This is a genomic window from Okeania sp. SIO2C2, assembly GCF_010692625.1.
GTDB lineage: Bacteria > Cyanobacteriota > Cyanobacteriia > Cyanobacteriales > Microcoleaceae > Okeania > Okeania hirsuta.
Genome location: NZ_JAAHGM010000006.1, coordinates 214,212 through 234,316, shown reverse-complemented (window position 1 = coordinate 234,316; position 20,105 = coordinate 214,212). Strand labels below are relative to the sequence as shown.

The window sequence follows — 20,105 nt, the reverse complement described above, 5'->3', positions numbered from 1 at the left end:
TAGATTCAAGAATGAACAATGACTTCATCTAATTGAATAACTTTCATCATCCAAGCCCCCTAAATCCCCCAATTTTGGGGGACTTTTAAAAGCAAATTGACTCTTGTTCCCCCCAGAATTGGGGGGCTAGGGGGGCGAAATTCAGTATCAAAAAACTTTTCAGATATCCTCTAAGAAAGAAATCAATGCCCTCTAAATCCCCCAATTTTGGGGGACTTTTAAAAGCAAATTGACTCTTGTTACCCCCAGAATTGGGGGGCTAGGGGGGCAAAATTCAGTATCAAAAAACTTTTCAGATATCCTCTAAGAAAGAAATCAATAAATCCTCCTATCTAATTAGGATTATTTCAGCTCGTAAAGCTATTTCAGTTAAAGTTTATCAACAGAGGCAATTATGAAATCAGAATACGATTTTTCCCAAGCACAACAAAGCAAGTTTTACCATCCCGATGCTAAGTTTCATTACTCCATTTATCTCGAACCAGATTTAGAAATAGTATAAGGAACAATACGAGCAACTGGCAAACCTTGGCGGGTAATGACAACTTCAGACTGGTTAGTAGCAATTTCGTTAATAATTACTGTTAGATCGATATTAGTTTTGTCTATGTCGAGATGTTTCATGCTTTCACGGCGATAATGATTTTATCTTCTGATTTTAACATTAGAAAAGAGGGAATAGGGATATGAATAATCTGAAATATGAAGCTCAATTTGCAGTTTGTATTAAAAATAAAGATTATCCTGCTTCTTTGGAATTACATAAAATTTATGTAGCTTTAACTGATGAAGAGGTGACAAGAGATGGTGATTTAAGAATAGTTGATGAAAGCTGATTCTGGGTATGATGCAAGCCCCCCTAGCCCCCCAATTTTGGGGGGAATAAAACTCTAAAAGTCCCCCAATTTTGGGGGATTTAGGGGGCGTGGACTAGAACCAAACAATCACGCATTCATACTTCAATTCAGCAACGCCGATTATCTTTATCCTGCCGATTATTTTGTAATAATTGAATTGCCAAAAGTTGTTCAAGATGCTGTTTTAGCTATTGTTTGATTAAGTTATTATTAGAAAGTGAATAATTATGGATGAACAAAATTTGTGACTGAAACTGTATATATCGAAACCAGTATAATTGGCTATCTAACTCTGAGATCGAGTAATAACTTAATCCTGATGGCTAATCGACAAATTACTATGGATTGGTGGGAAAAATGCCGGAGTCAGTTCACACTTTACATCTCTCAGGTAGTTTTAGATGAAGTAGCTGAAGGAGATGCCGAAATAGCTACTAAGCGACTGGAGATTTTGCAAGATTTTCCCTTACTTGGATTAAATTTAACAGTGGAAAACTTAGCCAAAAAATTTTTGACTCTAAGCAACTTACCCCCTAAAGCTGCTAATGATGCATTACATATTGCCCTGGCTACATTCTATGGTTTAGATTACCTGTTAACATGGAATTGTAAGCACATTGCTAATGCCCAGATTCAGAAAAAATTAGGACAAATTAGTCTGGAATTTGGATATCCTTTACCAACTATTTGTACACCTTTGGAACTAATAGGAGATTAAATAAATATGTGGCATGATGAAGTATTAGCAGAAATTTATAAATACCGAGAAGAATATGCTAAATCTTTTAATTATAATTTACACGCTATGGTTGAAGATTTAGAAAAAAAACAAGCTGCTAGTGGCAGAAAAATCATTTCGACACCAATCAAACCTACTCGCCAAGAAAACAAGTCTTTAGTTGAAACTTAAGTGGTTTTAACTGATGAAGATGCAACAAGGTGAGATATTTAAAGTTCTATCTCGTTGGCCTTTTTTTTTGCGTGTATCGTACGCAATAGATACTAATAAAATTGTACCTAATAGCAGGGAACGGCAAATTGTTGAGCAACTTCTAAAAGATAACCCAGACCAAATTGATGATGATTTTTTTGCATTAATAAAAGGTGGGATAATAGAGCTTTTTTTGAGAGTGCTAGCACACTTTCCAAACCAGGCAGAAGGTATAGCAGCGTGTATGGTTAATTTCGTGGAGATTCTTTGCCAAAGTTCTCATGGCGATCGAGCTAGAAATGTGGAAATTACTATTTCAACTTACCAAGCTGCCATAACAGTATTTACACAGGAAGCATATCCTGAGTATTGGAAATCTATCCAAAATGATTTAGGTAGTGCCTATGTTTACCGAATTTATGGAGAAAAGGCAGAAAACTTAGAAAGTGCAATTAACTGTTATAAAAATGCCTTAGAATTATGTGAAGCAAATACGGAAGATTGGGCAAAGATAAATATCAGTTTGGGTGTAGCCTACGTTCAGAAACTTCGGGGTAATAATACAGAAAATGTGCAGCAGGGAATTAATTGTTTATCCAATGCTTTATCAATAATCACACGCCAAAACTTTCCTTTGGAATGGAGCAGAGCCAAAGCTAATCTCGGTATTCTTCATCTTGAATTATATCGCATAGAAAATAATGAGAATAATTGGGAAAAAGCAATTAATTATTTATCTCTTGCATTAGAAGAATGTACTCCTAATAGCGAAAAATGGGGAGAGCTGCAAATCAGTATAGGTTTTGCATATCTTGGGAATAAAACAGAAGCAAACTTATTAAAATCTATTGCCCATTTTGAAACTGCGTCAACAGTTTTTCAGTATGAAAATTATCCTGATAAATGGGCTATTACGCAAATCAATTTAGGTGCTGCTTTTCTTTCTTTATCTCAGATAAATTCAGAAAAAGAGTTGCTATTAAGAGCTAGGCATTATTTCAATAATGGAGCGACAATTTTTAAGCGCGAAGCTTTCCCAGAAAACTATGCAATAATTAATACTAATCTTAGTGTAACATATCAAAAAGAACAGCAATTTGCTGAAGCTTTTAATTACTTTCAAAATGCTATTAAAACCCTAACATCTATTCGTGGAGAAATAGTTTATGGCTCCGAGCGACAAGAAGACAAGCAAAAACTAGCTGAAGACTGGAATGCTCTCTATCAAAGCATAGTAGAAGTTTGCTTAAAACTAGATCGAAACATTGCAGCAATAGAATACGTCGAACGCAGCAAAACCCGTAATTTAGTAGAACAAATTCTCACAGACAAAAAAACTATTTCTTCCCCAGAAGTTATTAGTAAACTAGATAAACTTCGAGATGAAATTTCTAGTGGGCAATACAAACTCCAAACTGGTGCGTCAATGAAACCGACAGCATTAGTACAAAAACTAGAAAAACTTCGGCAGGAACGTAATGATTTACAAAATCAATACTTATCTGTTGGTTGGGATTTTCAATTTGATAGATTCCGGTCGAGTCTGGGCGATCGCACTGCTGTTGTTGAGTTTTATATTGCCAGCGAGCAGCTACTTGTTTTCATTATTACGAGGGAAACTCAACAACCAATCGTTTTATCACCAGATTTGATAGACCTGAAAAAATTAGAAAACTGGGCAAACAGCTACTTAAAAGCCTACAATCAAGAAAAATCAGATTGGTGCATAGAGCTATCTGACAACTTAAGTCAACTGGCAAAAATTCTGTGTCTGGATAAAATTATAGAGCAAATCCCTACAGAATGCGACCAGTTAATCCTAGTTCCCCACCGTTACTTGCATTTGTTGCCACTTCATGGCTTGCCTCTTGCTGGAGACTCTACCCTTTTTGATAGATTTCCCAAAGGCGTTAGTTATTCCCCTAGTTGCCAACTTCAGCAACTTTTCCAAACTCGACAACGGCCTGAATTTACTAACCTATTTGCTGTTCAAAATCCAACAGAAGACCTTGGCTATGCTGATGTTGAAGTTGAAGCTATCCAAAATTATTTTAATATTAATAATGTTCTCAAACAAAAAGCAGCAACAAAGGAAGCTATTGATAAAATATCCCTTGATATTTTCCACTGTGCCCATTTTAGCTGCCACGGCAAGTTTAACCTTAGCCAACCTCGTAAATCTGCTCTTGTCTTAGCCAATACACCTTTGAATTCTGTTGCTCAAGAAAAAGATGAGATTGACTTCGACAAGTGCATGACTTTGAATGACATTTTTAGGTTGAATTTAGAAAAATGTCGCCTTGTTACTTTATCCGCTTGTGAAACTGGATTGATTGATTTTCTGAACGCTAGCGACGAATATATTGGTTTACCCAGTGGGTTTCTTTACGCAGGTGCTTCAAATGTTGTCAGCAGTTTGTGGGCAGTAGATGAAGTCTCCACAGCTTTTTTACTCATCAAGTTTTATCAAAACCTCAAGTCTGGCTTAACCGTTGCTATAGCTCTCAACCAAGCTCAACTATGGTTGCGGGATGTTACGGTAGCCGAATTACAAAATTGGGCAAGCGAGCTAAAATTAGAAAAACAATTTGTTCAGCAGATTGAGAGAGACCTAAAAGACCTAATAAAATGGTTTGATTCTGATGAGCAACCCTACCAAGAACAATTCTACTGGGCAGCTTTCTGCGCTGTTGGAAAGTAACCTTTAGGCTTTTGTTCAATCTACTTTGAGTCAAAAGTATTACCAGTTAACTTACTATCAAAAATCCCAATTGAAAATGACAACTGACCCTCTACTTCAATCTCTTCCACTTCTTCTGGAAACTAAACCAGAACTGTTTTCTACTGACGACCTCCAAGACTTGCAGCAAACCTTGGCTCGTTTGGAAAATAATTCATCAGAAAATCCCGACCCAACTCTTATAGATTGGTGTAGACATAAAGAACGAGTACCTATTAAGAATGCTCTCAGAAGCTTGGCAATTAGAAGAAAAGAATTAGATGATGTCCCACCTTTCCCAGCAAGCCAATCTGCTAGTTCCACTGACTTCAAACAAGAACTGAGTCAAAAAGTTAAGGAAAAACTATCTGAAAGAACTGACTCAAGCAAATCTGATTCAGCTAAACTAGACCAAAATCAGAAACAATGACTAGAAAAGTCTATGCACCCAATGTCCATTTATTTGCTTTTCATTGGAAAAACGACAACCAACCCAACCAACTCTGGGACAAATACAGTAGCATTCTGTCCCAGAAGTTTGGCCTTACCAAACCCCTAGAAATTGAAGAGCAAATAGGATATCGGGTTAACTTGCTCAAACATAAAAATGTCGCTCTGCACTTTGAGAGTAAAGTCTCCCTAGATGGCACACAGTTCTCAATTACCGGACGTGTCACTCCCGTCCGCATTCACGATACCTACGGTCTCGCTTTCAACGCCCGCCGTCCCGAATTGGATGAGAATGGGAAAAAAACAAACTCCCTAGAACTGAACTTTCTGAAACTCCTTAACCCTTCAGAGTGCCTAATGCCCAAAGAAATAGGGAGTTCCCTTGGTCAAACCTTACTCCTAACAGTTTGGTACAAAGAAAAACAGGGGTTTCCGAGGAAATCTTTACAAAATCGCCAAAAACTTAGGGAACTGGCAGACAATTGTTTGAGAGAATTTATTCCCAATGAATATTCTTATCCTGACTTTTACCGAGAAGGTCAACTATTTGGCAGTTCTATTTTTGAATACGGCGTTCCTACTCAAGGAAAAGACTACTGCCATGTACTGGTTTGGATATTCTGTGAAACTGGCAGCGACAGGAAATTTACCCGCCATTATTAATATTTCATTAGTCTATTTTGTTATTTAAACAATGTCGTCACAGCTTACAAACTCAGTCGTAAAGTTCATAATGTGCTTCGCGAGGAGTATCTAGCTATTGAACCCTATATTGAAAAAATTTTCCAGGGAATGCCAGTCGATAAAAATCTAACTCAAGAAGAATTAAATAAGTTCAAAATATACTTAAAAGAAATTCCTCAAAAATATTTATCATATACTCAATTAACTCGTGACCTAGACCACTATCGCCTAACAATTGACATCAACGCCCAAAACTATAAACGAGAACTCAACCATATTCAAAGCCAACTTCCAGGGGAAAATCTCAGTTTCCTGTCTCAATTTTTTGACGAAGACTGTCGCTTATTCAGGGAACAACTCCAATCAGACTTAGGCTACTTTCAGCATGGAGCAGCATTACTAGAAAAGGCAATGACAGCAATTCAGGGAAGAGTAGACATCGAACAAGCTCAGAGCGATCGCTCTTTCCAAAATACTATAGCAATTATGGGTGTGGGTTTAACCTCAACAGCAGTTGGTGCTACTGTTGCTCCATATATAATTTCACCAGAACCCGGAAAACCTCTATTACTACCGTTTTCTTCTAACAATTTCCATCCATTGACTCAAGCACTATTTTTAAGTTTAGGTTTTGGTGTTGTAGGAGCAGCATTCACTGTTATTATTCAGATTCTGAAAAGGAGAATTGGCCGAATGAAGAAGTATTAACAGTACTTTGTAGTATCTGAATGATCGGCAGGACTTAAGCACTGACAATAGATATAGGGTTTTGGTGTGTTACGCTAGCACTTTTCATGTCGGCTCTTAGCCGAAACACACCCTAAAAATAGCTAAATATTAAGTTGTTTATTTATGGCTTTAACTTCTTTTATATAACACCATTTATCAAAAATAAATAGCCTACCAATTAACTTATGAAAAATGATTAAATATAGGTAAAAAACATCAAAGTAATACCAATTTCAAAAAATATTGTTACAATGAAATAAGTACAAAATAATTAAGCGATCGCGCTAAAAGTTTTTTTACTCATAAAGCCTTCTCCAAAACCATGATTGCTAACCAAAACACAGATTACATTCCTCCTGAAGAATATCTCACAGAAGAAGAACTCAGTCCCGTCAAACACGAATATATTGATGGACAAGTATACGCAATGGCAGGTGCTAGTGATGCTCATGTGACTATTTCTCTCAACCTAGCTTCAGCATTAAGAAATTATCTCCGAGGCAGTGGTTGTCGCGTCTATATGTCGGATATGAAAGCTCATATAGAAACTACCAATACATTCTATTATCCTGATGTTATGGTAACTTGCGACGCCAGAGATAAAGCTTTGCCAAATCATAAAAAATATCCTTGTTTAATAGTGGAAGTTTTATCCGAAAGCACAGAAGCATTCGATCGCGGTGACAAATTTGCCAATTATCAGCAATTACCAACCTTGCAAGAATACGTTTTAATTAACCAAAAACGCCAGCGTTTAGAATGTTTTCGTCGTAATGCTGAAGGTCTTTGGGTATTGCACACTTACACTCAAAGCAGTGAAATTATCCTGGCAAGCATTGACTTTCGGACTAGCATTGATAGTTTGTATGAAGATGTCACTTTTGGAGAAATTCCGTAGATTTTTTTCTGATTCTACCACATCAAAACTTTGATAAAAAACTTGCCAATTATAATAGATACTCAAGAGTCAACTATGAAATTAAAAGATTTAGAACCCCAACTTTTGGCACTAACTCCAGCAGAAAAATTTCAAGCTATTCAGCTTTTAACTCAAAGTTTAGCTAGTAGTTGGTCTGGTATTGAAAAGACCTCCGGTGTTTGTGGTGGTAACGCCTGTATTGCTGGTACTCGCATTCCTGTTTGGGTATTAGTTAATGCTCGTCGTTTGGGTGTGAGTGAGTCGGAATTGCTGCAAGACTATCCCAGTCTCCAAGCAGCGGATCTAGTTAATGCTTGGACTTATGCTGAGATATATTCTCAGGATATTGAGTTAGCTATTCGAGAAAATGAGGAGATTTAACCTATGGTACGTCTCTATGCTGACGAACAGTTTCCTAGACGAGTTGTAGAATTGCTAAGAACTTTTGGTCACGATGTTCTCACAGTACAAGAAGCAGGATTAGCTAACCAAAAGATTCCCGATCTAGAGGTACTAGCTTTTGCTACTCAAAATGAACGTGCAGTTTTAACCTTAAATAGAGTTGATTTTTTTCGACTGCATCGTACCTTATCAAATCATGGAGGTATTATTGCTTGCAAAGATGATTTTGACAGAGAAAGAATGGCTAACAGAATTAATGATGCTATTTCTGCACAAGAAACATTAACAGATCAATTGATTCGAGTTAAACGCCCACAGCATTAACTAAGTCAAAAGTCAAAAGTCAAAAGTCAAAAGTTAAAAGTAAGATTTTATCAGCTCAAAACTTTTACTATACAATAATTTCAGCCAATTATTTCACATTTAAAGTTGGAAACTATTTGTGACATCTTTAAAGTGAATTAGTATAAGTATGGCGATCGCTCAAGAGGTTCATAGTTGCTCTTTAGCACCAGAGGTCTATTATTTGAAAAGCTCTGATAATAAAATTTGTTATGATAAAAATTACGAAACATATATCAAAAAATATTAAACAAAAATGGCAGCACACCAAACCCAGGTCTAAATTTATTCTGAGTTTTGCACTATTGTGCTTAACTGCGCGATCGCTCCCTCTGTTTGCCCCCATTCGCCCTCAAGACATAGCTCAAAACCAACAAACTCTAGAATTTATCGACCGCAACGGTTTGCCACTCGGAACTATCCTCACCCGCGACCAAGAAAATACAGTAGTCGTCCCCCTAGAACAAATTTCACCTCTATTTATCAACGCCATCATCGCAGCAGAAGACAAAAGATATTATCAACATGGCGCTCTAGACATAAAAGCAATAGGGCGATCGCTCCTGGAAGCTATCCAAGCAAAACAAATAGTTAGTGGAGCTTCCACTATCACCATGCAACTTGCCCGAATGTTGGAACCCACACCACGCACCCTGGTCAACAAAGTGCGTGAAATTTGGCTATCTTGGCGCATTACAGCAGGGATGAACAAAAATCAAATCCTGCAATCTTATGTCAACCGTTTACCCATGGGAGGAAATATCTATGGGGTAGAAGCAGCATCCCGTGCTTATTTTGGCATCTCAGCTACAGACCTGAACCTTGCCCAAGCTACTATTCTTGCTGCTTTACCAAACGACCCCACTGACCTCAACCCTTACTATAATTGGAGTCTCCTCAAACAACGGCAAATTTACGTTCTAAAGCGCATGGTTGAAGACAATTATATTACCAGTGCTGAAGCTGAAAAAGTACTTGCTGAAAAAATAACTCTACAACCAAAAAATCAAGGTATTATTGCTGCACCACACTTTCTATTTTGGTTATCTCAAAATCAATCTACTGCCATAAATAAACATTTATCTACAACAACTACTCCTACAGTTATTCGTACTACTATTGACAGACCTTTACAACAATTTGTTACTACCCAAGTTCAACAAGTAATTCAAAATCTTACCCCTTATAATGTGCATCATGCTGCTGCTATCGTAATTAATAATCAGACTGGAGAAGTATTAGCTTATGTGGGTTCTCCAGATTATTTTAATACGCAAAAAATGGGTAGTAATGATGGAGTACAAGCACTACGTCAACCGGGTTCAACTTTAAAGCCTTTTTTATATCAATTAGCATTAGAAAATCAAGTAATTAATCCGAATACTATTTTGCCAGACGTACCGACATATTATGCAATTCCTGGAGCCAAACTTTATAGCCCTACTAACTATAATCAAGATAGATTTTTAGGACCTGTTATTGTCAGGGTTGCTTTAGCAAATTCTCTGAATATTCCGGCAGTAAGAGTATTAGAAAAAGTGGGAGTAGAGCAATTTTTAAACCGTCTACATCAATTGGGTTTTCAACATTTACAAGCTTCACCAGAACATTATGGTTTAGGTTTAAGTTTAGGCAGTGGAGAAGTTAGTTTATGGGAGTTGGCAAAAGCTTATTTAATTATGGCAAGACAAGGAGAAATTATTCCTGTTGTTACAAGGGAAAGGTGGGAAGCAGAAGGCAGAAGGCAGAAAGAATCCCCCCTATCCCCCCTACCCCCCTTTGAAAGGGGGGAAAGGCAGAATTATTTGGAAAAAATTACTTTTTTTCAAGATAGAATGAGAGAAGATTATTTACAGACAAAAAATAAAAATCTACCTCCACTACCTAAAGCAAAATCTGAATGGATGTTAATAGCAAATATGTTAAGCGATACTCATGCAAGAGCAGCAGAATTTGGAGTTAATTCGGCTTTGAATTTGCCATTTCCAGCAGCAGTAAAAACTGGTACTTCCTCAGATTTTCGTAATACTTGGACAGTAGGTTTTACTAATGATTATACAGTGGCGGTTTGGGTGGGTAATTTTAGTGGGGAATCTATGGTGGAAATATCAGGAGTGATGGGTGCTGCACCTTTATGGAATAGGATTATGTTACATTTGCATGAAAAGATGGAACCGAAAGGTTTTCGACCGCCAAAAAATATGGTTCAACGCCCAGTTTGTACAATTTCTGGGTTGCGCCCGAAATCTGATTGTCCGTCGGTAATAACGGAGTATTTTTACCCAGAACAATTGGCAGAATATGAAAATTTATCTGCTCTTTATTCGGTGGAAAATTTGCCTGATGAGTATAATGAATGGTTGGCAAAACAGAGTAAATCTAGTTTGGTTTCTGGTGGGTTAAAGATTTTGTTTCCTCAAGAAGATGATTATTTTTTAATGGATGATGTTGGAGGAGAGAAAAAATTAGAATTTAAGTTGGCAAATGCACAGGAAAATTCTGTGGAATGGTGGTTGAATGGAGAGAAATTAGCTGTTAATTCTGATAATTCTTTATTTTGGAAATTATCTCCTGGTAAATGGACTTTAGAAGTACGTTCAGCAGATATTATAGACAGAGTAAATTTTGAAGTTAAATTGCCGAGTAAGTCTCCTTATAATGGGTTTTCTATTCGTGTTAGGAGTCAGGAGTCATATCAAATCCGGTAGCATCGGTGTAATTAGATGGGGAGATGGGGGGATGGGGAGATGGGGGGATGGGGAGATCGAGAAATATTTGGCAATGGTTGAAGATGGAAAATTTTTTTATACTGAATTAAACGGATTTGATATCAGGAGGAAAAAAGTAAGGAAGAGGAAGGTTCATTAATTAATAATTGATAATGGATAATTGATAATTACTTATGGTTAAAACCATTACGAAATTGAATATAAAGAAATATTATTTTTTCTCTTGGTAGATTGGATATGAATCCGATACTTCGCTATCTATTGACCGCTTTTTTTTCCCTTAAAAGGGGAGGCTTTAAACCAGAATTATTTAATTATTAATTATTCGGTAAATATCTACAGGGAATTGAAGTTTTTTCAATCTTATAGCGGTTTTCACAAAAGTAGACTACAAAGCTTATGTCTTCTGCCTTTAAGCCAAAATCTCTGTATTCTATGTTCATTAAAACTGCTATAAAAGCCTTCTTCCTTCTTAATTCTGCTATATAACATCAGCAATTATTAGAAATAATTACCATAAACTTAACTGAGTAGGTGACTGGTTAAGTAAATTCCAAGGCAGGGATGGAATAGGAATTTTTGCTGTTTCTAATAACTGTTGAAAATGACGTGCTGTACCAGGCGATCGCTCTTCTTCAGGGCAATGAACAAAAAAGTAAATTGTTATATTTTGACGCAACCATTGCTCAATTTGAGTTACCCATTCTTTGAAAAAAATTTGATTTACTGACAACTGAGGATGAGAAATAAACCTCACAATGGTAAATGGAGCAGTCACCTTAAACTGTAAAGGTAAATTGGGTTTACGGTTTTGAGACCGCAACTGGGGGTTATCCTTGCCAGTGTAGACAGGACGCGAGTCTAGCAAAACTTTCCCCACACCCAGTTGTTTGAGAAGACTATTTAACTGTTGAACTTGAGAGTCTTCAAACCAGTCAGGATGGCGAACTTCCAAAGCTAAAGGTATCCGGTCTCGTGGCCAAGCTTGCAAAAATTCTGCGAGGTCATCAAATGAAGAGGGGCCGTAACTCGGCGGTAACTGAGCAAAAAATACACCCAGGCGATCGCCTAAAGGTTGCATCTGTTTGAGGAAGTCTAAAGCATCCGGGATAAAAGGTTTTAATAATCCATTATGAGTTATGTTGCGTGGTAGTTTTAGGCAAAATTGAAATCCAGGAGGCGTTTGTATTGCCCACTTCGTCACAGTCTCTGGTTTAGGGGTAGCATAAAATGTAGTGTTACCTTCAACGGTAGTGAAACGGCGACTGTAGAGATAGAGAAACTCAGAAGAAGAACTTTTGGGAGGATAAAACTCTCCCACCCAAGGTTTAAATGCCCAAACAGCGCACCCAAGAAAGAATTTTTTTTTAGTCATTTGAAGAAGGTTTTAGGTTGTAGATTAATTATTTAATATAGAATCCAGTTATACAGTATATGTTCATAATTCTATAATTACTTCAATCTTCCCATCTCCCCATCAACTTTTCCCAACTTAGATCCCTTCTTCTCTCCTTAGATAACTAAAACGCCTTCTTCCTTCTTCAATTACTAATAGACATCTCCAAAAATAAAAAATAAAATCAATTATCATACAGAGATTATCAATTATTTCCCCTCCTGGGAGGGGTTAGGGGTGGGTTCCCTATTCCCTCTTTTCTGGAGATATCTAATATCCACTAGCTGCCATATCACATTCATAAATATAGTTAATCCTTTCAATTTTGGTAGTATAATTTCCATCAGGATATAAGGTAAGTAATCGTAATCCAGGTGGTTGTTTATCTAGAAAAAAATTAGGATTTCCTGGTTCAAATTGAATACAAGTAGAAGGAGTTGATAAATAATGAATACCATTTATTTCCTTGGCAAATTCTTGATGAATATGACCAGATAAAACGATTTTTACTTGTGGATAACGATTAATTATACTTAAGAACTTTTCTGGGTTATGCAAAAGAATTTTATCCATCCATTCTGAATTTATTTTTACAGGAGGATGATGCAAAGCAATTAAAACTGGTTTATTTCCAGTCATTTTAATGTTATATTCTAACCACTCTAAACTTTCTGGAGAAATTTCACCATAAACACGTCCAGGCACATTGGTATTTAGTAAAAAAAAGTTCCATCCACCCATTTCAAAATATTTTGCCGCAGAAATAGGAGCAGAATTTAATACCCGTTCCATTGTAGGTAAATTATCGTGGTTTCCTGCTATCCAGTAAGTAGGAATGTTCAGAGGACTCAGTAAAGATGCTAAACGTTGATATGATTTAGAAGTTTCATCTTGGGAAAGGTCTCCAGTAAGTAGCAGTACATCTGGTTGAGGTTGCAACTGTTTGAGTTTCTCCAAGACTTTCACAAAGGAGCTTTCCGTAGGAAGTCCATACATTGTTCCTTGAGTAGGGTCCGCAAATAAATGGGTATCGGTGATTTGAGCAACAAGCACAGGAGGTTGGAAAATCATTGTTACTGAGTAAATTTTGTGATAACTGCTATAAGAGCGTTAAATTATTAAAATAGCTTCAAATATTTGTCCACAGTGCAATTCAAAACATCAGTTTAAGTGATCTATATCACATTTATCCTTGAACTTGCCATATATTTGTGGATGGTGTACTATACTAAAAAGATAGTAATGGCGGCATGGCCAAGCGGTAAGGCAAGGGTCTGCAAAATCCTCATCCCCCAGTTCGAATCTGGGTGCCGCCTTTTAATATAATTAATGCTTCTCCTAACAGAGACTTTGGATGAAGGGATATCCCTATCTTCTGACTCTCTTGCTGGAATATTTATCCCCGTCAAAATTTGAAACTCACAAAGGCATTCCCAATATTTTTTAATAGAACCCATAAAGATTTTATCTCTGAATTAAGCGATCGCTCTATGTATCTCAACTTAATTGAAATACATTCATATTACATTGTATTATTGCGACATACGCATTAGTAGAGAAGGAATCTGAATTAAGCGATCGCTTTATTATCCCCACCAATTTCAGAACTACATTCATATTACATTGTATTATTGCGACATACGCATTAGTAGAGAAGGAATCTGAATTAAGCGATCGCTCTATTATCCCCACCAATTTCAGAACTACATTCATATTACATTGTATTATTGCGACATACGCATTAGTAAAGAAGGAATATTTTGCCTAGTGCTATAATGAATTGAGTGCAAGATGTGAGTATTACACGATCGACTGTTTCAAAGAGGTAAAAACTGATGAAAGCAAATTATTCTCTTTCCCACTCTCTAATTGCCATTGATACTGAAACAACACTCGACTTAATTCTCAATTTCAATACTGAAGAACAAGTCCAAGCATCTAACCGTCGTTCGCTAAACTTGAACTTAGTTATCGATCGCTCTGGTTCAATGGGCGGTAAACCTCTACGTTATGCAATTAAAGCTGCTCAAAAGTTGGTGGAGTCGCTCAACCCTGATGATATTGTCTCTGTTGTTATCTATGATGACAGCGCAGAAACGATATTACCCCCACAGAAAGCAGCAGACAAAGCCAAAATTTCTACTCAAATAAATCGAATTAGAGCAGGAGGTTGTACGAACCTGAGTGGTGGTTGGTTGATGGGTTGCGAATGCGTTAAATCTCAACAAACTGAGGAACGACTGAATCGCGTCCTACTGCTGACCGATGGCCAAGCTAACATGGGAATTACCAACCCTCAAGCTTTAACAAAAACTGCCAAACAACAAGCTGAACAGGGAATTATCACTACAACTTTGGGCTTTGGAACTAACTTTAATGAAGACTTGCTCATCGATATAGCAGATGCTGCTGGCGGAAATTTTTATTTTATTCAATCTCCAGATGACGCAGTTGATGTTTACCGCATCGAGTTAGAAAGTTTGACTTCTGTTGTGGCAGAAAATCTCACAGTAACTCTGCACCCAGAACCATCAGTGCAGATTTCTGAAGTATTGAATAACTATCAGTCAACTACTCAGGGAGAAGCATGGGAAATTTTATTAGGAGATGTCTATCAAGTTGAAGCAAAACAGCTAGCTCTACAACTATTAATTCCTCCGCAAAAAAATCCTGGTCCTTTCACTATTGCTACTATAGAGTATCAGTATCAAACGACCATTGATGACAATATTCAACAGGTATCAGAACAAATTCCCGTTGTAATAACAGTGGGTTCTGCGGAAGAAGCAAGTCGCATCGAAGCTGATATGTTGGTACTCGAACAGACAAGTCAACTGAAAATAGCTCGCCTGAAAAATGAAGCGATCGCTATGGCAGATCGAGGACAGTACAAAGAAGCTGCGGAAGTATTACGTTCTCAGGTGGACGAACTCAAGAGTAAATTATTAAATGAAATATTTGAAGTAGCTGAGGAAATTGCCCAATTAGAATATTATGCTCAACGCATCGAAAACCGCAAACTAGATAGTGCCAGTCGCAAAGAAATGCGCGACCAATCATATCAAACTCTAAACCGGAGTCGCGATGATTTGAAATTACGAGGTTCTACTGCTGGAAATGCAGATAGTTTGGAAGCGGTTTCTACTGCTGAGGGCGGTATTTTAGTCAAATGTTTTCGAGAAGGTGGAAAACTACGAGTGCGTGTAATTTCAGAAGGGTATAATTCTGAATTTAATGTTCAGTTCCCCCGTGGAATTCGTCAAGAAGGAGTTACTTATGTTGTAGAAGAGATTCAACTTTCAGCTAATGGTAGTTTTTACCGTGCTACTGGCAAGATTTGTCGCTTGGTTGAACCCGGTAAGGAAAAAGCAGTAACTACTGAAAAGGGTAAATCTCAAAAGTTGGCAGCAGCTAAAGCAACAGGAGGATTGGAAGATTTGGAACCTGTTGATACTGTAGGTGATGGGGTTTTAATTCAGTGTATTAAAGAAAAAAGTAAGCTTAGAGCAAGAGTCGTTTCAGATGGATATAATCCCGATTTTAATATTCGTTTTCCCCGTAATATTCGGGCTGAAGGAGTATTATATGTGGTTGATGAAGTACGAGAATCTGCTGATGGTAAATCTTACATCAGTTATGGAAAAATTCGTCGGTTATTACAATAGACGGCGTTGGTAAATTAGTGTGTGATATTAATCTTAATTCTTTAGGAGTCAGGAGTCAGAAGTCAGGAGTCAGGAGGGAATAAAGAAGAAGAAACAGGAGTAAAAGGAGAAAGTTTTTTGGTCGCGTAAAGGTCACGGAGTTCTATCGGACTCTTATCCGGACATGATATCATACCTCTTTTCACCAACGTCCAATAGACATCTGCGGAAAAGAATATAATTTTTGCAGAAGTAGGCAACAGGCAAGAAAATTTCTGAAAAAAGACACAAAAAATGATCTATATGTGTAATTTCCACCAGGTGTCTAATAATAATGATAGTGCTTTATTTAAACTTTTCCTACAAAATATACTGTCAGATTAAATGATAATATTTAGATAAGTATAACGTAACGGAAATAGGCTCATAAAAACACTAACTTCAAAGAAACTTTAGTGAGAAAGACCCAAATTAATCCGATACACCTACTCAATTGATTCAACTACACTTTGTCAAAAAAAATGGTCGCACAAATACCTAATAGTAACTATGAAACTCAAACCCAAGAAATAGCAAAACAACTCTTGGCAGCAACTCAAGAAAAAAACCGTTCCTGGTTAGGCCAACTGCAAAATCAAATGCGGTGGGATGATAAACTCCTAGACTGGGCAATGGCTAACCCTGGTTTGCGAGTACAACTATTTCGCTTTATTGACTGTTTGCCAGCATTACACAGTAAACCCGAAATAGCTGCTCACCTCCAAGAATACCTGACTACTGAAGAAGTTGAGCTACCAGAAGCTCTCAAAAAACTCCTCAACTTTGCCAACCCAGACTCAGTTCCCGGTCAACTGGCAGCGACTACTGTTGCACCCGCAGTTGAAACCCTCGCCCATAAATACATTGCTGGGGAAAACATTAAACAAATAATCAAAACTCTAAAAAAACTACGGAAAGAAAAAATGTGCTTCACCGTAGACTTACTCGGAGAGGCAGTAATTACTGAAACTGAAGCACAATCATATTTAGACCGTTATCTAGAACTGATAACCCAACTAACCCAAGCTGCTAAAAATTGGTCGTCAGTACCTCAGATAGACGAAGCAGAAGGCGAACAACTATCACGAGTGCAGGTATCTGTAAAACTTACAGCATTCTATTCCCAGTTTGACCCCCTAGATGCTAAAGGTAGTCAGGAACGAGTGAGCGGACGCATCCGTACTCTACTCCGACGTGCCAAAGAACTAGGTGTAGCAGTTCACTTTGATATGGAACAATATAGCTACAAAGACCTGACTATAGCTATCCTCAAAGAACTGTTGATGGAGGAAGAATTCCGCAACCGCACTGACATTGGCGTTACTATCCAAGCATATCTGCGGGATAGCGAAAAAGACTTGCAAGGAATCATTGACTGGGCAAAACTCCGGGGTTATCCTGTTACCGTTCGACTGGTTAAAGGTGCATATTGGGACCAAGAAAGCATCACAGCTTTACAACACGACTGGCCACAACCTGTTTTCAACGATAAACCAGAAACCGATGCCAATTTTGAACAGCTGACTCAGATGATGTTAGAAAATCATCAATATATCTATTCAGCTATTGGTAGTCATAACGTTCGTTCTCAGGCAAGAGCGATCGCCATCGCTGAAGCTCTAAAAGTACCTAGACGTTGCTTCGAGATGCAAGTTCTCTACGGTATGGGCGACCAAATAGCTCAAGCATTAGTGGACAAAGATTATCGCATCAGAGTTTACTGTCCCTATGGCGATCTACTGCCAGGAATGGCATATTTAATTCGTCGTCTCCTGGAAAATACAGCTAACAGTTCATTCCTTAGACAAAGTTCAGAAAATGTTCCTGTTGAAGAATTGTTAGCGCCTCCCACTATTAACAGCAAAACAACAATTCACGATATTGTTAAACCTGTTTTTCCTAATGCTGCCGATAGCGACTATGCTGATGCTGCTCAACGAGAACAAGCTTATAATGCTATTGCTCAAGTACGACTACAGTTAGGCAAAACATATCTCCCGTTGATCGACGGCGAATACATAAAGACCGAGCAAATAGTAGATTCTGTTAACCCATCAAACCTGAAAGAGGTAGTCGGGAAAATTGGTTTAATATCTGTAGAACAAGCAGAGCAAGCAATTCAAGCAGCTAAAGCAGCATTTCCTAGTTGGCGGAAAACACCTGTTACAGAGGGAGCAAGGATATTACGAAAAGCGGCGGACTTAATGGAAAAACGCCGTCACGAACTTTCAGCATGGATGGTATTAGAAGTTGGGAAACCCCTTAACCAAGGTAATGCGGAAGTTTCCGAGGCAATTGATTTTTGTCGCTACTATGCTGACGAAATGGAAAGGTTAGACCAAGGTTATAAATATGATGTAGCTGGAGAAACCGATCGTTATTATTATCAACCTCGTGGTATTTCTTTGGTGATTTCACCTTGGAATTTTCCTCTAGCTATTCCTACAGGAATGACTGTTTCATCTTTGGTGACTGGAAACTGTACTTTGTTGAAACCAGCAGAAGTGTCATCTGTGATAGCATCTAAAATTGCTGAAATATTAGTAGAAGCTGGTTTTCCCAAGGGAGTATTTCAATTTGTGCCAGGAAAAGGTTCGACAGTGGGTGATTTTATGGTGAAACATCCAGATGTTAATAGTATTACTTTTACTGGTTCTCAGGAAGTTGGTTGTCAAATTTATGCAGAGGCGGCAATTTTACGCCCTGGGCAAAAGCACTTGAAGCGGGTTATTGCTGAGATGGGTGGTAAGAATGCGATTATTGTTGATGAGAGTGCAGACTTAGACCAAGCAGTTGCTGGTGTAGTGTATTCTGCTTTTGGTTATAGCGGACAAAAATGTTCTGCTTGTTCCCGGGTTGTGGTTTTGGCATCAATTTATGAAGCTTTTGTGAATCGTTTGGTGGAGGCTACGCGATCGCTCAATATTGGAGATGCGGAGAAACCAAGTACACAAGTTGGTCCGGTGATTGATGCTAAGGCACAAAAACGGATTAAGGAATATATTGAGCAAGGTAAGCAGGAAAATGAAGTTGCCCTGGAGATGGCAGCGCCAGATGATGGTTATTTTGTTGGTCCGGTGGTATTTAAGGATGTGTCACCCACGGCAACTATTGCCCAAGAGGAAATATTTGGTCCGGTGTTGGCGGTGATGAAAGCGCAAAGTTTTTCAGAAGCATTGGAAATTGCTAATGGTACAAATTTTGCTTTGACTGGTGGGTTGTATTCTCGTACTCCTTCTCATATCGAACAGGCAAAAGCAGAATTTGAAGTGGGGAATTTGTATATTAATCGTGGAATTACAGGAGCGATCGTTTCCCGGCAGCCATTTGGTGGGTTTAAGTTGTCTGGTGTTGGGTCGAAAGCTGGAGGACCTGATTATCTATTGCAATTTTTGGAACCACGCACGATAACTGAGAATGTGCAACGGCAAGGTTTTGCTCCTATTGAGGGCGTGCAGTAGCTTACTATGTGTGCAGTGTGGCAGGTGTAGGGAGTGTGGGGAGATGGGGAGATGGGGAGATGATATCAAATTCGAGGGAATTGGACATAAAAAAATTCTCCAATCCTCATAACTACTAAACCTTTGTGATTCTTTTTCCTCCTGAGGACTGAGGACTGATATCATGTCCGGTTGAATAGTTAAATAATTAGGCAAGAGACAGGATAAAGGAGATAGGAGATAGGATACAGGAGATAGGGAAAAAAGTGTTTTCATCACTATAGTCATTCCAGTTAAGATTGAGACAAGGGTTTCTTACCTTGAAAGAGTTTCAGCTAAAAAAGTGTTCCAGTCTTATTCAGAATGACTATAATTATCCGGACATGGTATGACTCCTCCTGAGTTAACCAATCTATAACTGTTTAACCAAATTTGATATGAGGAGGTGGGAAGATAAAGACAGATTTGCCAATGGCGCTCAGATGGAACATTTTTTTTTACCCAGGACTTACGCACGGACACTAAATTGAGTGATGGCGTCATATCAAATCCGCTCGGGTTCGGTATAAAAAAAATTTTCATCTTCATCCAAGAGCAAATGTTTCGCGCATTCTCTTCCCTCCTGACTCGGTCCTTCCCCTCCTGGAAGGGGGAGGGGCGAGGGGTGGGTTGACTCCTGACTCCTAGATTAACTATCTAATTACACCGATGCTACCGGATTTGATATCATTCGGATCTTTGCGGAGCGCAAATGCCATTTGCTCCTACATATGGCGTTTTAAAGGTTAATTTGCGTAAGTCCTGATACCTAATTAAACGGATTT

At 38.1% G+C, this 20,105-nt stretch carries 17 protein-coding genes and 1 tRNA gene; 15 read left to right on the top strand and 3 right to left on the bottom strand.

Annotated features, from left to right (window positions below):
• Positions 1-471: 471 nt before the first annotated feature.
• On the bottom strand, positions 472-624 hold the full coding sequence (locus F6K18_RS06240) for a hypothetical protein (protein WP_287519537.1): 153 nt from the start codon (positions 622-624) through the stop codon (positions 472-474).
• 62 nt (positions 625-686) lie between these two features.
• Here F6K18_RS06240 and F6K18_RS06235 point away from each other — a divergent pair, with 62 nt between their 5' ends.
• From F6K18_RS06235 to F6K18_RS06180, 12 genes are all read left to right on the top strand, one after another.
• Entirely contained in the window at positions 687-836 is a 150-nt protein-coding gene (locus F6K18_RS06235) for a hypothetical protein (RefSeq protein ID WP_287519536.1), read from the top strand.
• Between the two features lie 265 nt (positions 837-1,101).
• Positions 1,102-1,575 carry a type II toxin-antitoxin system VapC family toxin gene (locus F6K18_RS06230; protein ID WP_287519535.1) on the top strand — a complete coding sequence of 158 codons (474 nt, stop codon included), beginning with the start codon at positions 1,102-1,104 and terminating at the stop codon, positions 1,573-1,575.
• 6 nt (positions 1,576-1,581) lie between these two features.
• A complete protein-coding gene (locus F6K18_RS06225) occupies positions 1,582-1,767 on the top strand; it encodes a hypothetical protein (RefSeq protein WP_287519534.1) in 186 nt (61 codons plus the stop codon).
• A gap of 13 nt (positions 1,768-1,780) precedes the next feature.
• Positions 1,781-4,489, top strand: coding sequence for a CHAT domain-containing protein (locus tag F6K18_RS06220; protein WP_287519532.1), 2,709 nt, complete (start codon positions 1,781-1,783; stop codon positions 4,487-4,489).
• A 76-nt stretch (positions 4,490-4,565) separates the two neighbouring features.
• Entirely contained in the window at positions 4,566-4,937 is a 372-nt protein-coding gene (locus tag F6K18_RS06215; RefSeq protein WP_287519530.1) for a hypothetical protein, read from the top strand.
• Positions 4,934-5,620 carry a hypothetical protein gene (locus F6K18_RS06210; RefSeq protein ID WP_287519529.1) on the top strand — a complete coding sequence of 229 codons (687 nt, stop codon included), beginning with the start codon at positions 4,934-4,936 and terminating at the stop codon, positions 5,618-5,620. The genes F6K18_RS06215 and F6K18_RS06210 overlap by 4 nt, the downstream gene beginning before the upstream one ends.
• Before the next feature lie 72 nt (positions 5,621-5,692).
• Positions 5,693-6,349, top strand: coding sequence for a hypothetical protein (locus F6K18_RS06205; protein WP_287519528.1), 657 nt, complete (start codon positions 5,693-5,695; stop codon positions 6,347-6,349).
• A 343-nt stretch (positions 6,350-6,692) separates the two neighbouring features.
• Positions 6,693-7,268: a Uma2 family endonuclease gene (locus F6K18_RS06200; protein WP_287519527.1), complete on the top strand. Its 576-nt coding sequence runs from the start codon at positions 6,693-6,695 to the stop codon at positions 7,266-7,268.
• A gap of 75 nt (positions 7,269-7,343) precedes the next feature.
• Positions 7,344-7,670: a DUF433 domain-containing protein gene (locus F6K18_RS06195; RefSeq protein ID WP_287519606.1), complete on the top strand. Its 327-nt coding sequence runs from the start codon at positions 7,344-7,346 to the stop codon at positions 7,668-7,670.
• A 3-nt stretch (positions 7,671-7,673) separates the two neighbouring features.
• Positions 7,674-8,015 carry a DUF5615 family PIN-like protein gene (locus F6K18_RS06190; protein WP_287519526.1) on the top strand — a complete coding sequence of 114 codons (342 nt, stop codon included), beginning with the start codon at positions 7,674-7,676 and terminating at the stop codon, positions 8,013-8,015.
• Positions 8,016-8,245: 230 nt separating this feature from the next.
• Positions 8,246-10,741: a penicillin-binding protein 1C gene (locus tag F6K18_RS06185; protein ID WP_287519525.1), complete on the top strand. Its 2,496-nt coding sequence runs from the start codon at positions 8,246-8,248 to the stop codon at positions 10,739-10,741.
• A complete protein-coding gene (locus tag F6K18_RS06180; protein ID WP_287519524.1) occupies positions 10,692-10,901 on the top strand; it encodes a hypothetical protein in 210 nt (69 codons plus the stop codon). The genes F6K18_RS06185 and F6K18_RS06180 overlap by 50 nt, the downstream gene beginning before the upstream one ends.
• 372 nt (positions 10,902-11,273) lie before the next feature.
• On the opposite strand, the gene F6K18_RS06175 is transcribed toward F6K18_RS06180, so the two are convergent.
• A complete protein-coding gene (locus F6K18_RS06175) occupies positions 11,274-12,137 on the bottom strand; it encodes a DUF72 domain-containing protein (protein ID WP_287519522.1) in 864 nt (287 codons plus the stop codon).
• 291 nt (positions 12,138-12,428) lie between these two features.
• Positions 12,429-13,229, bottom strand: a complete 801-nt coding sequence (gene cpdA / locus F6K18_RS06170; protein WP_287519521.1) for a 3',5'-cyclic-AMP phosphodiesterase — start codon at positions 13,227-13,229, stop codon at positions 12,429-12,431.
• A gap of 173 nt (positions 13,230-13,402) precedes the next feature.
• Here cpdA and F6K18_RS06165 point away from each other — a divergent pair.
• From F6K18_RS06165 to pruA, 3 genes are all read left to right on the top strand, one after another.
• Positions 13,403-13,474, top strand: a tRNA-Cys gene (locus F6K18_RS06165).
• Between the two features lie 519 nt (positions 13,475-13,993).
• On the top strand, positions 13,994-15,823 hold the full coding sequence (locus F6K18_RS06160; RefSeq protein WP_287519520.1) for a VWA domain-containing protein: 1,830 nt from the start codon (positions 13,994-13,996) through the stop codon (positions 15,821-15,823).
• 500 nt (positions 15,824-16,323) lie between these two features.
• On the top strand, positions 16,324-19,302 hold the full coding sequence (pruA, locus tag F6K18_RS06155) for an L-glutamate gamma-semialdehyde dehydrogenase (RefSeq protein WP_287519519.1): 2,979 nt from the start codon (positions 16,324-16,326) through the stop codon (positions 19,300-19,302).
• The last annotated feature ends 803 nt before the right edge of the window (positions 19,303-20,105 follow it).